The sequence below is a fragment of the Roseibium sp. genome (assembly GCF_965216085.1).
GTDB lineage: Bacteria > Pseudomonadota > Alphaproteobacteria > Rhizobiales > Stappiaceae > Roseibium.
Map to the genome: position 1 here is coordinate 4,193,099 of NZ_OZ244138.1, position 16,172 is coordinate 4,209,270.

At 55.7% G+C, this 16,172-nt stretch carries 10 protein-coding genes; 7 read left to right on the forward strand and 3 right to left on the reverse strand.

Translation table 11 applies throughout. The features are described from left to right. Together ACOOFE_RS19830 and ACOOFE_RS19835 are read left to right on the forward strand one after the other, a co-directional pair. Window positions 1-1,920 carry a TRAP transporter permease gene (locus ACOOFE_RS19830; protein ID WP_420411664.1) on the forward strand — a complete coding sequence of 640 codons (1,920 nt, stop codon included), beginning with the start codon at window positions 1-3 and terminating at the stop codon, window positions 1,918-1,920. A 17-nt stretch (window positions 1,921-1,937) separates the two neighbouring features. Continuing rightward, entirely contained in the window at window positions 1,938-2,513 is a 576-nt protein-coding gene (locus ACOOFE_RS19835) for a cupin domain-containing protein (protein ID WP_420411665.1), read from the forward strand. Window positions 2,514-2,522: 9 nt separating this feature from the next. Here ACOOFE_RS19835 and ACOOFE_RS19840 read toward each other — a convergent pair whose 3' ends face one another. Both ACOOFE_RS19840 and ACOOFE_RS19845 read right to left on the reverse strand, forming a co-directional pair. Continuing rightward, window positions 2,523-3,431 (reverse strand): response regulator, encoded by a 909-nt coding sequence (locus ACOOFE_RS19840; RefSeq protein WP_420411666.1) that lies wholly within the window; start codon window positions 3,429-3,431, stop codon window positions 2,523-2,525. Further along, window positions 3,424-6,816: an ATP-binding protein gene (locus ACOOFE_RS19845; protein ID WP_420411667.1), complete on the reverse strand. Its 3,393-nt coding sequence runs from the start codon at window positions 6,814-6,816 to the stop codon at window positions 3,424-3,426. Before ACOOFE_RS19845 ends, ACOOFE_RS19840 begins: the two co-directional genes overlap by 8 nt. A 507-nt stretch (window positions 6,817-7,323) precedes the next feature. Here ACOOFE_RS19845 and ACOOFE_RS19850 point away from each other — a divergent pair. Beyond that, a complete protein-coding gene (locus tag ACOOFE_RS19850; protein ID WP_420411668.1) occupies window positions 7,324-8,820 on the forward strand; it encodes a 3-keto-5-aminohexanoate cleavage protein in 1,497 nt (498 codons plus the stop codon). Window positions 8,821-8,934: 114 nt separating this feature from the next. On the opposite strand, the gene ACOOFE_RS19855 is transcribed toward ACOOFE_RS19850, so the two are convergent. Then, the gene (locus tag ACOOFE_RS19855; RefSeq protein ID WP_420411669.1) at window positions 8,935-10,527 is read right to left on the reverse strand and encodes a BCCT family transporter; all 1,593 of its coding nucleotides are present in this window, start codon (window positions 10,525-10,527) and stop codon (window positions 8,935-8,937) included. Window positions 10,528-10,900: 373 nt separating this feature from the next. On the opposite strand from ACOOFE_RS19855, the gene urtA reads away from it, so the two are divergent. From urtA to urtD, 4 genes are all read left to right on the forward strand, one after another. Next, a complete protein-coding gene (urtA, locus tag ACOOFE_RS19860; protein ID WP_420411670.1) occupies window positions 10,901-12,190 on the forward strand; it encodes an urea ABC transporter substrate-binding protein in 1,290 nt (429 codons plus the stop codon). Window positions 12,191-12,491: 301 nt separating this feature from the next. After that, window positions 12,492-14,111, forward strand: a complete 1,620-nt coding sequence (urtB, locus tag ACOOFE_RS19865) for an urea ABC transporter permease subunit UrtB (RefSeq protein ID WP_420411671.1) — start codon at window positions 12,492-12,494, stop codon at window positions 14,109-14,111. After that, entirely contained in the window at window positions 14,108-15,340 is a 1,233-nt protein-coding gene (urtC, locus tag ACOOFE_RS19870; protein ID WP_420411672.1) for an urea ABC transporter permease subunit UrtC, read from the forward strand. The genes urtB and urtC overlap by 4 nt, the downstream gene beginning before the upstream one ends. Window positions 15,341-15,343: 3 nt before the next feature. After that, window positions 15,344-16,090 (forward strand): urea ABC transporter ATP-binding protein UrtD, encoded by a 747-nt coding sequence (gene urtD / locus ACOOFE_RS19875; protein WP_420411673.1) that lies wholly within the window; start codon window positions 15,344-15,346, stop codon window positions 16,088-16,090. The last annotated feature ends 82 nt before the right edge of the window (window positions 16,091-16,172 follow it).

A 16,172-nucleotide genomic window follows, 5' to 3' on the forward strand; every position in this document is an offset into this window, starting at 1 on the left:
GTGCTCCTTTTTTTCAAAGGCAATCTCGTGCCGAGTATTTTCTCCAGACTCTCAGCAGTGAATGGGACCAATCTTATCGCAGCTGCGGCTTTCGGCCTTGGAGCGTTCCATCTGGCCGCTGTTTCGGGTTTAATCTCTATTTCGACCATGCCCTTGCGGCTCATTCACGTGGCCCTCGCGTTTTCACTTCTGTTTGCGCTGAAACCGGTCAGCGAGCGTTTGAGCGGCACACGCGTAAACCAGGTTTTGTCGGCCGGTTTGATCGCGGCAGTCTTAGCTGCAAGCCTGTGGCTGATTTCCCGCTGGAAAGCGATTGCCTTCAGCGGTGGCCTGACGACTGACGGCGATTTTTATGCTGGAGCTGTCATTCTTGTTCTGGTCTTTGAAGCCGCACGGCGCGGCATTGGCCTCATTCTGGCTCTGATCACTCTGACCTTTTTCTGTTATCCCTTCCTCAGTCCCTACCTTCCAGGGCTCCTTCACGGACGTGGATACAGCTTTGAACGGATGGTCCTTTTCCTGACAACGGACACCCAAGGCGTCTACGGCATTCCGATCGGGGTTGCCGCCACTTACATCATTGTCTTCACGATCTTCGGCGCGATGTTGTCACGTTTGGGCGCCAGCGACTTTTTCTTCGAGATTTCCATTCGTTTGACGCAAGGCTTGCGTGCTGCCAGTGCCAAGTCGGCCGTCCTCTTCTCAACCCTTATAGGTATGGTCTCCGGCTCAGCCGCCGGAAATGTTGCCGTAACGGGCACAGTCACAATTCCCATCATGAAGCGCGAAGGTTACGCACCGCATCAGGCAGGCGCTATCGAAGCCGTCGCATCCACCGGCGGACAGCTGATGCCACCGGTCATGGGGGCCGCCGCATTCATCATGGCCGAGATTGTCGGTGTTCCCTATACCTCCGTGATGGCAGTCGCCATTCTACCGGCGTTGTTGTTCTTCGGCTCTGCGTTTTTTGTCGTTCACATGCAAGCGGTCAAATCCGGCATCGAACCGGCCGATACCGATCAAAGCGATGGCCGCCCAATATCAGCAGTGCTTCTGCAAGGTGCACCGTTCATCGGTGCTTTTGGTATGCTCTTAGCGCTGATGCTTTTCGGGTTTTCTCCCTTCAAAGCGTCCCTTTGGGCGATGGGTGTTTTGATTGCACTGGATATTGTTCGATCCCGGAAGGTTGATCTGGAGCTGGTCAAAAAGATTGCTCAAAGCGTTTCAGATGGTGCACGCAATGTCATCACGATTTCAGCGGCCTGTGCTGCCGCGGGCATCATCTCCGGAACGCTTGGCATCACAGGCCTGGGATCGAAGATCGCGCTGTTAATTGACATTGCCGCCAACGGTCAATTGTTCCTGGCACTACTCTTCACGATGGTTGCCTCAATCATCTTAGGCATGGGACTGCCGACGACGGCGGCCTATCTCATTCTGGCAACAGTCGTTGCGCCCGCTCTGGTGAAGTTCGGCGTGCCGATGCTGACAGCACATTTCTTCGTCTTTTATTACGGCTGCATCTCGACGATCACACCGCCCGTCGCCCTTGCCTCCTATGTTGCGGGCGGTATCGCGGGTGCGGATGTCAATAAGGTCGGCTGGACAGCGGCCTCTTACGCAACAACAAGTTTCGTCCTGCCGTTTGCCTTTGTCTTTGGCCCAGGTCTTTTGATGCAAGGTGGATTTGCAGACAATATCAGCGCAGTGGTTACTGGCTTTGCCGGTGTCGCCTGTGTAGCCGCAGGTGTCGTTGGTTGTTTGCTTTCCCCACTCAGCCCACTCAACCGGACCATAGCGATCGCCGCCGGACTTTGCTTACTGATGCAAACGATACCGACCGCAGCCGTCGGCGTCGTTCTGCTTGGCTGGCTGTTGTTTCAGCAACGGTCTGAAAAACAAGTTTCACTTAAATCCTGACGATACACGGAATAAACATGGCGAGAGAATTCAGACGCGTTGTCACCGGGCATGATGAGAACGGAGTGGCAGTTGTCGAAAGCGATAGCATTGCGACCCATCGGCTGCAGCGGCCCAACCGGCCCGGCGTGACACTCACCAATTTTTGGCTGTCCGATAGCACACCTGCGGAATACGACGGACCCACGGAAACCTGTGACGGGCCCTTTATCCTGCACCCGCCGAAAGGTGGCAGCGTATTCCGGGTGGTCGAATTCATGCCGGAAGACCCGGAGGTTCTTGCCAAACTGGATGGCAAGGCTGCTTTTGCGGAAATGGGCGCCGGCGCCAACATCGTCGAGGGTGCGCGCCATCCGTTCATGCACCGTACCGACAGCGTCGACTACGCTGTTATCATGACTGGCGAAATCTACATGTTGCTCGACGAGGACGAAGTGCTTTTGAAGGCGGGCGACGTTGTGGTCCAGCGCGGCACCAATCACGCTTGGTCAAACCGGGGAACGGAGCCCTGCTCCATTGCGTTCATTCTCGTGGATGGTGTCACCCAGCGAGATGCAAAAGCAGACAAGCAAAAAGGTATTCCAGCCCGCTGACAGGTTGTCTCACAATGCAAACATCACTTCGGCGGCTCTGACGGCTGCCGAAGCCCGGTTTTCAACACCGAGTTTCACGAAAATCTGCTCCAGATGCTTGTTCACCGTGCGTGGGCTCAGGCTCAGGATTTCACCAATATCCTTGTTCGACTTGCCCTTCGCAATCCAGATGAGAACTTCGGATTCCCGCTGTGTCAGCGTGAATTCCTGCTGAAGTGCGTTTACCTGCCCATCTTCATCATCCGCTGTCACCCGGAAGAGGTTCTCATCCGGGCCAACCCGGCCGAGCGGGTGGAGCTGGACAGCCAGATCCTCAGACAATCCGAGCATGAAGTTGGTGCGCCGGGATGCCTCCTGGCCGCTGTCCATCCAATCGCCCAATGCCCGGCCCAGCTGAAACAGGCTCGCATCGGCATCTCCGGTGCGCGCTAAGAGTGTCTGAATTTGTGGAGTTGTCCAAAGAATTGCGCCCTCTGAAGAGACCGCAACCAGATGGCGCCCGGAAGCGTCCATGGCAACATGCGCGCTTTGCACTGAGCGTGCGTTTTTCAAATGAACCTTGATCCGTGCCTTCAATTCGTCAACGTCGATCGGCTTGGTGAGAAAGTCGACACCGCCGCATTCCAGCGCTTTGACAATGTGTTCGGTTTCAGAAAGGCCGGTCATGAAGATCACCGGTACGTGCTTGAGGCCGGGGTGGTCTTTCAGTTTTCGGCAGGTTTCAAATCCGTCCAGCCCCGGCATGACCGCATCCATCAAGATGGTGTCCGGTGTCACCCTTTCGCAAACCGACAAAGCCGCCTCCCCACTGGTCGCAACCAACACGGCAATTCCGGTTTTCTTCAGGGCTTCGGTGACGAAACCGAGGGAGTCTGGACTGTCGTCCACTACAAGCACCGTGTCTCGGCGGTTATCCATCCTGCTCCTCCAATGCGCCCAAGACGTCCTTGTATCCGTCGAAATCAAACCGGCTGAGATGTTCTTGCAGCGTATCGACTAATGTTGAGTTTTCGGGATCACCGGCAAGTTCAGTCAGTTTGGCCTCAATGCCCTCGACGTACCCGATCTCTGCCAGGTTCAACAGATCAGCAATATGGCGCCCCCCCGGCGACTGGATTGTTTCGTTTGACGGCTTTGACACTGCCGGCTCACTTTGAACCTTTTCCGACCATTCCACCCCAGTGTGTTTCTGGATGAGATCTAGAAGTTGGTGAATGTCGAAAGGCTTGGCCAAGGTGGCTGTGTGATGGTCAGGCCCCTCCGGCCGGAGCGCCTGATCGCCGATATTTGCCGACAACATGATCACCGGCGCCGTTTCTTTTTGGGTCCGGAGCTTTGCCACCAGCTCCCAACCGTTCAGCCCGGGCATCAGAATATCAACCAGGTAAAGATCTGGATGGAGGGGCAGGATCGCTTCCAGACATTGCTGCCCGCTTGCAGCTTCCAGGACGGCAAACCCGAGCGGGTCGAGTATGTCGCGCACCAGCGCGCGGTGATCGGGGTTGTCATCAACCACGGCAATCAGCCTGCGCGCTCCGGCATAACCACTGATCCGTTTTTCCCGGCGCACCGCGTCAACAGGTTTGTCGACCGCAGCCAACATCAGGCGCACCTCAAAACGCGCTCCCGCACCTTCGCTGCTCGACAATGCAAGTGCACCGCCCAGCGTTTCGGTCAGGAGTTTCGTGATGGTCAACCCAAGCCCAAGACCCGGGGTCCGGTCTGTCTTGGCGTCTTCGCTGCGCCCGAAAGGCTCGAAGATTTTTGTCTGCTCGCACAAGGCAATGCCCGGTCCGGTGTCTTCAACCACAAAACTCGCCACCTGGGACCGGTAGGACACCTTTAGGGACACACTCCCCTTGTCGGTAAACTTGATCGCATTCGATAACAGATTGACCAGGATCTGGCGGAGCCGTTTCTCGTCCGTGCGTACAATCGCCGGCAGGCTGTCTGACCGTTCAAAATGAAACTCCAGCCCTTTGGCCCGCGCTTGCATCCGAAACATATCGACGATCTGGTCGAGGAAGTCATGACAGTTGATTTCATTAGAATAGACCTGCAGCCGACCGGCTTCGATCCGGGAAATGTCCAGAAGGCCGTCAATCAACCCCGACAAGTGCTCTGCGCTGCGGCGGATCGTGGTAACGGCAGGCTTACGGGCTTGGGGCAGGCTGTCATCACGTTCCAGAACCTGCGCATATCCTAAAACGGCATTGAGCGGTGTCCGCAGTTCATGACTAAGACCAACCACGTACCGGCTTTTGGCCAAGTTGGCGGCTTCTGCCTCTTCCTTGGCAGTCTGTAGAGCTGCGTCGGTCACCCTATGGGCGTTGATTTCCTTTTGCAGGAGAGCGTTTTGGCGGGCGGATTCCTCCTCCGCTACATGGCGGGTATCATGTGCGAGCACAAGAAACCAGGAGGCTATCCCGGCTGCAATTGCAAAAACGAAGAAGATCAGCGCGACGATTTCGGCAAGGATACCGGTTGGATCTCCAAGACGGCTGGCAGCTTGGGAATAGATGATCCAAAGCACAGCCCCAATTGCCGCAATCGCAAACATTGCAGTCAGCGCATAACGGCCGAGACGGGTCCGAAAGACTTCCAACACGGGCACCGGGAATACGGCCGCCGCCACCGTACCAAGCTGGTGGTTCAGGCGGGCTTTGGGCTTGCAGGAATCATGACAACGGGCATCGAGCGAACAGCACAAAGAACAGATCGGCGCCTGATAGGCCGGACAATAGGCCATGTCTTCCGGCTCAAAGGGGTTTTCGCAAATCGAACAGGCGATCTGGTCCATGCTTTGCCAGCTTTGACGTGGTTTTCGCGCCAAATAAAACTTGCCCTTTGTTGCCCAGGCAATCGCCGGCGCGGCGGCAAAGGCAACAAACATTGCTAGGAAGGTCGACAAAGCTGCGGCCGTTTCTCCAAAATGACCATAATGCGCAATAAGCGCGATCCCTGCCGCCAGCAACATCGCACCAGTGCCGACCGGGTTGATGTCATAAAGATGCGCACGCTTGAACTCGATCCCCGGAGGCGACAAGCCAAGTGGCTTGTTGATGAAAAGATCCGCTGAAATGGCTGACAACCACGCCATTGCGATGATGGAAAAGACTCCTAGTGTCTCTTCCAAGAGCCGGTAGATCCCAAGCTCCATCAACAAGAGCGCAATGCCGACATTGAACACCAGCCACACCACGCGTCCGGGATGAGAGTGGGTCAGACGGGAGAAAAAATTCGACCACGCCAGCGACCCGGCATAGGCGTTCATGACGTTGATTTTCAGCTGCGCGACCACCACAAAAGCGGCCATTAGCAACAAAACAACAGTCTCGTTGGGGATCATGTACCCGAAGGCAACAGTGTACATCCGGGAAGGATCATCAGCATGCTCAACTGGAACGCCATGAGAGAGCACCAGAACGGCTAAGAAAGATCCAGCCAGCATTTTGGGCGCCCCAAGCACCACCCAACCCGGCCCTGCCAGAAACACGGCAAGTTTGTGCCGACGGCGCGCATAATCCTTAGGAGGAAGGAACCGAAGGAAATCGACCTGTTCACCGATTTGCGCCATCAACGCGAGAATGACGGCTGATGCCGCTCCGAAACTGACAAGGCTGACACTATCCCAGCCACTGTCCGGAGCTTTCAAGGCACCTGTTGCCGGATCAATACCTGAAAAACTCAGCCAGGTTCCGATGGCCTGCCAGTCGGTCAACACGATGAATACAAACGGCAGGATGTTCAAGATGATCCAGAACGGCTGGGTGGCCAATTGAAATCGGCTGATCCAGGTGATGCCGTGGGTCACAAGCGGAATGACGGCCACGGCGCTGACGATGTACCCCAGCCAAAGTGGCACGCCGAAAGCGAACTCCAGCGCCCCGGACATGATCGAAGCTTCGATTGCAAACAGGATGAAGGTGAAACTGGCGTAGATCAGCGACGTAACCGTTGACCCGATGTAACCGAACCCCGCGCCGCGGGTGAGCAGATCGATGTCCACGCCATAACGCACCGCATAACGGCTGATCGGCAGTCCAACCACCAGCAGTACAAAACTGCCAACAAAGATGGCGAGAAACGCGTTTGCCGTTCCGTGCGACAAGGTAATCGCGCCGCCAATCGCCTCCAGAGCCAGAAATGAAATGGCTCCGATCGCGGTTTGGGAAATGGCTCTGGACGAAAACTTGCGGGCACTTTTTGCAGTAAACCTGAGTGCATAGTCCTCAAGGGTCTGATTGTTGACCCACTTATTGTACTGACGGCGGATCGGCACGATGCGTTGCCGCGCCGTCACTGAGCTGCCTCTTTTTTGTTCAGCTGCCGCTTAGCCAGGCAGTCACCAGACGCCATCACACCAACAATAACCCTTTTGTGTTTCGTCGGCTGAAGCAAAGCAATTTCCGCGCCACGGCCGAAATACCAGTGGTGTAGCGGGCCATATTTAAAACTTTAAAGTTCAGCCCGAGGAAGAGCTAACTATCTCAAGTTGCATTGACAATATTCACAATTAATAACAAAAATTATCTTCTATATTATCCACATACGCTACCTGTTCATGTTTTAAAACTGAATCATGAAACATATTATATGAAAGAAAGAATCAAATGAAAAGTATATCTAAACTGCGTGATAATTATACTTATAAAATTTCACATGATGAATATTTATACTAATTGTATCACAAAAATTATTTTACATGTCAAACGTTATACAAGGAAGAAACAAAAATACGGAATCAATCAACCTAGAGGTGAAGCAAACGCCAATACACTAAAGCAGTAAAGAGAGAGCCGAGGTACACATGCAGAAGTCTATGTTCATCACCGCAGCCCCTGTAGGCGCCGTTCCGAAACGCCTGAACGCCGAAGATCCCAAATTCCTTTCCAAAGGTACCCTTGCGCAACTGGCCGTCGATGCAGTGCAGGCGGATTCCTCTCTGCAAGATCTCTTGACACACAATGGCTGGGAGACGGTCGGCTCTGGTGGTTTACATATCTGCTTCACCCCCATGCATCCGGCAAATGGCCTTCCTGACTCCATCTTTGCAAACATGCCCTACCCTTCGGCATCTAAGCTCGCCTCTTTGCTGTTCACGCAAGGGTGGCGCTCCGACCGCCAGGGAAAACTCTTCTGGCCATGGGGCCGCCCAGGCGGCAGTTCTTACATCCCGCCGTCACTCGCCAACGACATTCGCGCAATTTCAAATGCCGAGGCCGAATTGCTTAAGGCTGGATGGACCGTTTGCGATGCGGGCGTTTGGCAGCCAGGCCGGGGTTGCTCCCCGTACTTGCCCGTTTCGCCGGAGGATATTATCCGGGAATCCCTAGCCTGCTTTCAGGCCGGAGCGGCCATCGTCCATCTGCACACCCGTGATATGCAAGACGAAATCATCCTTCGATCTTCAGACGGCTCGGTAGCTGCGCGGCTATCCCAACAAGCCAATTGTATTGATGTTCCGCAGTACGATCAGATCATTCCTGCGGTCGCCAAACATTTCCCGGAAGGGGTTTTGAACATCTCCACCAGTGTGCGTGGCAGCCGGTCGGATTTTGACAGCCCAAAGAGGCGTTCGGCGCTTAAGCGCTACGATGTCGCCCAGCGTGTTCCTGATATCGCAACCTTCAGTCCCGGCAGTGTGCGGTTCAAAGCCGGAGGCGGGTATGAAAACAATCCCGGTTTCCTTGCTGATCAAGCAGCACATTTGCAGGAGTTTGGCATCCGGCCAGAAGTCGAGGTGTTCAACCAGACAATCCTGGAGAGGGCGACGGGGTCTTGCGCCGGACTTTTGAAAACCTGCGGCGAACCTATCCTTTTCATGCTGGTTGCTGGTGTTGACCAAGTCGGCGAACATGCAGACGGCGGTCTTTACGACGATTCCCTGATCCCAAGTCCGATTAAGGACGAAGCCATCCGGCTTCTGAAAACCTGCAGTGTTCCTGAAGCCGAGCAGGCGGCCCAGTTGCTCATTGATGGTTTGAAACCGGTCGTGCAAAAAATCCGCAGCCGCTTCCCGGACGCATTGATCTCCATCTTGCTGCCCGGCCCGTTGCAGGCTCTCATCGTGGATGTTGCCCTTGCGCTGAACCTCGACGGTATCCGGGTCGGATTGGAAGATTCTCTAACGATACCCGACCCGCTAGTTCCCGGCGGCAGCCGAAAGGCCCTGGGAACTTATGAGCAGGTCGACCTGGTCTATCACCGCCTTTCCTACCGCAATGTCCGGATCATTACGTCGGCGGAATTGAAGGATATGCTAGGCCAGACAAACGCGCCAGCCCCCTTGCAAGAAATCGCTTAGCCGATTGCTGTTACGACTTTGAAGCGGAACCGGCAGGAGAGCCATGCTCTCCTGCCGATCATCTGTTAGTCAAACCTCAGCAAAGCTCGATTACTTAGCTTGAGATCCATGCTCTTATGTTTGCGCCAAAGCGCCAACCTTTGCCCGCTCCTGATGCAGCCCTCTCCAAAGGGCAAAACACATGAGCAGCAGCACGACTGCAAAGGGTATCCCTGTCGTGATTGCTGCCGCCTGAAGCGCGGCCAGGCCGCCAGCAAGAAGCAGAACAATCGCCACCAGACCTTCAAAGACTGCCCAGAATATCCGCTGGACCACGGGCGCATCCAGTTTACCACCAGCTGTGATTGTATCGATCACCAACGAGCCGGAATCAGATGAAGTCACGAAGAACACGATCACCAGCACAATCCCGATAAAGGATGAGACGGCTGCCAGCGGCAGGACTTCGAGCATGGCAAACAATTTCAAAGGCAGATCGACTTCAGTCACGGCAGTATAGCCGTCGTTGACGATCTGGCTCAAAGCTGTTCCACCAAAAGCGGTCATCCACAACACGCATGCGAGCGACGGAACCAAAAGCACGCAGGTCACAAACTCACGCACTGTCCGCCCTCTGGACACACGGGCGATGAACATGCCGACAAACGGAGACCAGGAGATCCACCAGGCCCAGTAAAAGGCCGTCCAGCCGTTGTAGAAGTTGGTGTCGTCCCGGCCGACAAAGTTGCTGAGCGCCGGAAGATATTCGACATAGGCGATCAGGTTCGTGAAGAAACCAGTGAGGATCGCAACGGTCGGACCAACAATGATGACAAACAGCAGCAAGAGCGCGGCAAGGACCATGTTGATCTCACTGAGGCGCTTCACCCCCGCATCAAGACCTGCCATGACCGAAACCAGCGCAATTCCCGTAATCGCAGCGATCAGGACAACTTTGCTTGTTGCAGAAACCGGCACACCAAACAGATGATTCAGACCGGCAATAGCTTGCTCTGCTCCAAAACCAAGGGAGGTAGCCAAACCAAAGAGCGTTGCAAAGACAGCCAATGTGTCGATGAGGTGACCGAGCGGTCCCCAAACAGCTTTTCCGAAAATCGGATAGAAAGCCGAACGGACCGTCAACGGCAGGCCACGATTATAGCAGAAGAACGCAAGCGCCAGACCAACGACCGCATAGATCGCCCAGGGGTGTAGACCCCAGTGGAAGATGGTCGCGGCCATACCAAGCCGCATCGCCTCGGCTTGATTACCAGCAGCGCCTGCCAACGGTGCCCAGCTTTCCGCAGTTCCCGCGTTGTCGGCTACGCTGGATGAATAGTGGGAAATAGGCTCCGACACGCCGAAGAACATCAAACCGATGCCCATACCAGCGGCAAACAGCATGGCGAACCAGCCGGAGTAGCTGTAGTCCGGCTTTGCATCTGCTCCGCCCAGGCGGATCTTGCCATAAGGAGATACGATCAAAAACAGACAGAACAGAACAAATACGTTGCCTGCTATGATCAGCAGCCAGTTGAAATACTCGGTCACGGTCGGGCGCAACCAGCCGAAGAACTCTGTTGCCCCCTCCTGGGCAAGAGACGTGGCTAGCACAAACAAAACGATGACGGCTGCCGAGATGATGAAAACCGGATTGTGAACATCCAGTCCCAGAAATTTCACATTATGCTGACCGGCTCTGTAGCCGGTGTCATTGTCTACAGACATAACTCCCCCTTGGGTGTGTCGCTTTTCCAAAATACTGGGGCCAGTGCACATCCGCTAACTGAAGCATCCTCCCGCTTCCAAGTTCAGCTTCTTAGCTGTTTTAAAGCACGCAGAGCTTACCACGTACCTCTCAGCCTTTTTCTGCAATTATGAAATCACACCGCTGCAACGGCCCCGCAAACCAATGCGACAATAGGCGGTTGAAATACGACCGTTTTGCTGATTGCCTCGTCCCAAGCGGAACGGACTTACGTCAATTGACGTATGTCGCAGCGCAGCAATCCGACGCACGATCCTTTCCCGACAGCGGCACTCCTTCCAGCCGCCACTCACCGGCATGGGCCCGGTGACGTCATAGACGAGGGGAAAATCGATGAAATCCACATTCAAGAAGCTCGCGCTTTCCGGCCTGATGGCCTCCACGATGATCGGGGGCGCAGCCGCAGAAGAGACCATCAAGGTCGGCATCCTGCATTCGCTGTCCGGCACGATGGCGATTTCCGAAACCACGCTGAAAGACGCCATGCTGATGCTCATCGAAGAGCAGAACAAAAAAGGCGGCCTTCTCGGTAAGAAACTGGAAGCTGTCGTTGTTGATCCGGCTTCCGACTGGCCGCTGTTTGCAGAAAAAGCCCGCGAGCTGATCGAAGTGAACGGCGTTGACGCTGTCTTCGGCTGCTGGACGTCCGTGTCCCGTAAGTCTGTTCTTCCGGTCTTTGAAGAACTGAACTCTCTCCTGTTCTATCCGGTTCAGTACGAAGGCGAAGAGTCTCAGCGCAACGTTTTCTACACAGGCGCGGCTCCAAACACGCAAGCCATCCCGGCTGTTGACTATCTGATGAGCGAAGAAGGCGGTTCTGTTGAGCGCTGGGTTCTGGCCGGTACCGACTATGTTTATCCGCGCACGACCAACAAGATCCTGGAAGCCTATCTGAAGTCCAAGGGTGTTTCTGAAGAAGACATCATGATCAACTACACGCCGTTCGGTCACTCCGATTGGCAGACGATCGTCTCAGACATCAAGACCTTCGGCTCCGCAGGCAAGAAAACCGCCGTGGTTTCCACTATCAATGGCGACGCCAACGTTCCGTTCTATAAAGAACTCGGCAACGCAGGCATCAAGGCTGAAGACATCCCGGTTGTTGCCTTCTCCGTCGGTGAAGAAGAACTCGCTGGCCTCGACACCGAGCCGCTTGTTGGCCACTTGGCTGCCTGGAACTACTTCCAGTCCGCTGACACCGACGCAAACGCCGAGTTCATCGAAACATGGCAAGCGTTTGTTGGCGACGAAGACCGCGTCACCAACGACCCGATGGAAGCCCACTACATCGGCTTCAACATGTGGGTCGAGGCCGTCAAGAAGGCTGGCACCACGGACTCTGACGCGGTGATCGACGCGATCGTCGGTGTGTCTGTGCCGAACCTGACCGGCGGCTACTCTGCAATGATGCCGAACCACCACATCACCAAGCCAGTGCTGATCGGCGAGATCCAGGACGACGGGCAGTTTGAGACCGTCTGGGAAACGTCCGGCTTGGTCGCTGGCGACGCCTGGTCCGACTATCTGGAAGGCTCCAAGGATCTGATCGCCGATTGGCGTGCTCCGATGTCCTGCGGCAACTTCAACACCGCAACCGGCAAATGCGGCGGCTCCGGCTCCTAAGGGAGGAAACGGAGTTGGGGCGGGCTTTGATGGGGGGCCGCCCCGATTTTCTTCTAGCTCACACCGTCATGCCATGGCTTGACAATGCCTGCCCTCGGCCTGATCGGGGATCATCCATTCCGTTTCCTGGCACGCTGCGCGACTGAACTTGTGGAACCGAAACGGAATGGATCACCGGATCAGATCCGGTGATGACGACTGAGCGTGAGGCAAGGCTCCGACCTAGCGAGCATCTGAAAGCCAAAACACTTACACGGCCTCTCAGGATGAGGGGCAAATACCTTTCAATCGCGGTGGGTCGATGTCCTTATTGAAATCCTTTCTCGTTCTTCTGTGCCTGCTGACTGGTTTTTCTGCGTCAGCTTCCGCACAGAGTGATGCGGAAACGCTTCGCCCCTTGATCAACGAACTGGCCAAGGGAAAATACAAGGAAACCGAACAGCAGATTGGCGCACTCGCCGCGACCGGTGATCCTGCTGTTGCTCCTGCCCTTGAGGCGCTCGGCGCTGGCAGCCTTTATTACCGGAAATCGGACAATCTGGTCTTCATCGCGGAAAAGGACGGCAAGTCCTTCAACCTGACAGACCCTTTGACGCTGGAATCAACCGGAACCGCTGGCAAGCGCGAGGTCAAGAAGATCAAGGTGAATAACAAGCTGCGCCGGGTCATCCGTGCTGCGCTTGGCTCCTTGACACTGCAAGCGGTTGATCCAGCGGTTCGCATGACCGCCGCCCAATCCATTTTCAAAGCTCAAGATCCTGAAAAAATCGAAGCGCTGGATGTTGCTCTTGATACGGAAACCGACGAAACGGTCCGCACTGTCATGGAGCAGGCCCGGGCGGCGGCCATTCTGAATTCAGATCTTGATGATGCTGACAAACTGGCGGCCGTTGAAACGCTGACAGAAATGGGCAATCGCGACGCCCTGTCCTTGCTGATCAATGTTGAAGCCCGCTCAGAAGGCGCGCTAAAAACGGCTGCAGCTTCGGGCGTAACAAAGATCCAGAAATCCATGGCCACCTGGGATGCCGCGCAGAACGTCTGGTATGGCCTGTCTCTTGGATCTGTTCTTCTTTTGGCCGCTATTGGCCTGGCCATCACCTTCGGTGTGATGGGCGTCATCAACATGGCCCACGGCGAAATGGTGATGATCGGGGCCTATGTGACTTTTGTGGTTCAGGAGCTAATCCGGACTTCAGCGCCGGGCCTCTTTGAGTATTCCCTCTTTATCGCCTTGCCGCTCGCCTTCTTGGCCTCCGGCTGCGTGGGCATCGCCATTGAGCGCGGCGTCATCCGCTGGCTCTATGGCCGTCCGCTGGAAACCCTGCTCGCCACCTGGGGCATCTCTCTGATCTTGCAGCAAGCGGTCCGGTCGATCTTCGGACCGACCAACCGCGAAGTCGGAAACCCGGACTGGATGTCCGGTGCGTTTGAGCTGGGCCAGATGACCATCACCTATAACCGGATGTGGATCATCCTGTTCGCATTCCTGGTCTTTGCAGGTCTGCTACTGGTTCTAAAAAAGACGCCGTTTGGCCTCTACACCCGAGCTGTCACCCAAAACCGGCGCATGGCCGCTTCTATGGGCATCCGCACGCCCTGGATTGATGCCCTGACCTTTGGCCTTGGGTCCGGCATTGCAGGGATCGCGGGTGTTGCCCTTTCCCAAATCGACAACGTCTCGCCCAACCTAGGCCAAGGCTACATCATCGACAGCTTTATGGTCGTGGTCTTTGGCGGCGTCGGCAATCTGTGGGGGACGCTCGTCGGAGCAATGACGCTCGGCGTCGTCAACAAATTCCTTGAGCCTTATGCCGGAGCGGTTCTCGCCAAGATCCTGGTGCTCGTCTTCATCATCCTATTCATCCAAAAGCGTCCACGGGGTCTGTTTGCCCTCAAGGGCCGGGCAGTCGAAGCATGATGACCTCCTTTCTCTTCCGCGCCATGGATGCCCGCGCCGGAATTTTCCTTGGCATCCTTGCGGCAATCATTCTCCTGGTTCCGGCCGGAAACCTGCTGGTTCCGGAAAGCTCACCATTCCATGTGCCGACCTATGCAGTCGCGCTGATGGGCAAATATCTGACCTATGCCCTCCTGGCGTTGTCGGTCGATCTTGTCTGGGGATTTTGCGGAATCCTGTCACTTGGACACGCGGCCTTCTTCGCGCTCGGCGGATATGCCATGGGCATGTACCTGATGCGCCAGATCGGTACGCGTGGTGTCTATGGCGATCCGATCCTGCCGGACTTCATGGTTTTCCTAAACTGGGATGCCCTGCCCTGGTTCTGGTACGGCTTCGACATGTTCTGGTTTGCCGCTCTGATGGTGGTTCTGGTTCCCGGCGCCTTGGCCTTCATCTTCGGCTGGTTCGCCTTCCGCTCCCGCGTTACAGGCGTATATCTCTCGATCATCACCCAGGCGCTGACCTATGCCCTTCTCCTTGCATTCTTCCGCAATGACATGGGCTTTGGCGGCAACAATGGCCTGACGGACTTCAAGGACATTCTGGGGTTTGACGTTCAGGCGGACACGACGCGGGCCGCACTTTTCGCTACCTCCGGGATCGCACTGGGACTGTGTTACCTCATCTGCCGCGCAATCACCCGCTCCAAACTCGGCAAAGTTCTGGTTGCCGTGCGCGATGCGGAAAGCCGGACGCGCTTCCTTGGCTACCGGGTCGAACACTACAAGCTATTTGTCTGGACCATTTCAGCTATGATGGCAGGGATTGCCGGGGCGCTCTATGTGCCGCAGGTCGGCATTATCAATCCGGGCGAATTTGCTCCTGCCAACTCCATTGAAGTTGTGATTTGGGTTGCTGTTGGCGGACGCGGCACGCTTGTCGGCGCAGTCCTTGGCGCGGTCCTCGTCAACTTCGCCAAGACCTGGTTCACAGCCGTCCTGCCCGATGTCTGGCTGTTTGCCCTCGGTGGCCTCTTTGTTGTTGTAACCCTCTTCCTGCCGAAAGGCATCGTCGGAACCATCGGTCAAGGTTGGACAGCCCTAAAGCAACGCAAGGTCTCCGCAGAGGCGGAAAGCGGGTCGGGCACACCGCCGTCAGCACCACCGCAGAGCCCGGCAGCACCTGCCAACATTTCGGCACCATCGAAAAGCGTGCCGCTTTCTGCCGAACCCCAGCCTGCGGAGTAAGTCATGGCCAGAGCAACAAGCCAACTCTATCTCGACGGCGTTTCGGTCTCCTTTGACGGTTTCAAAGCAATCAACGACCTGTCGCTGACCATCGACCCGGGTGAAATGCGCGCCATCATTGGCCCGAACGGTGCTGGCAAAACCACGATGATGGACATCATCACCGGAAAAACCCGCCCGGATGAAGGTGAGGTCTTCTTTGATGGAACCATCGATCTGACCGCCGAGGATGAAGCTTCCATTGCCGAACTTGGCATTGGCCGCAAGTTTCAAAAACCGACCGTGTTTGAAAGCCATACGGTCTGGGACAATCTGGAGCTTTCTCTGAAAGCTCCACGCGGACCGTTCGCGACCCTGTTTCACGTTGTCACTGGCGGGGAGAAAAAGCGGATCGAAGAACTCCTGGACCTGATCCGGCTTGGCGATAAGCGTGACGAACTAGCCGCCAATCTGTCTCACGGCCAGAAACAATGGCTGGAGATCGGCATGCTGCTCGCTCAAGACCCGAAGCTGCTTCTCGTCGATGAACCAGCCGCCGGGATGACTGACGCAGAAACGGCTGAAACAGCGGAGCTCTTAAAGAATATCGCCAAGGACCATTCGGTTGTCGTTGTCGAACACGACATGGACTTCGTCCGTTCACTCGGCGTCAAAGTCACCGTTCTCCACGAAGGCTCGGTCCTTGCTGAAGGATCTCTCGATCATGTTTCCGCCGACGAGCGGGTTGTTGAAGTTTATTTGGGGCGGTGAATTATGCGATTACTCATCCATTCGTCATCCCCGGACTTGATCCGGGGATCCAAGCCGCTCCCTTTCCATACGATCGGCCGTG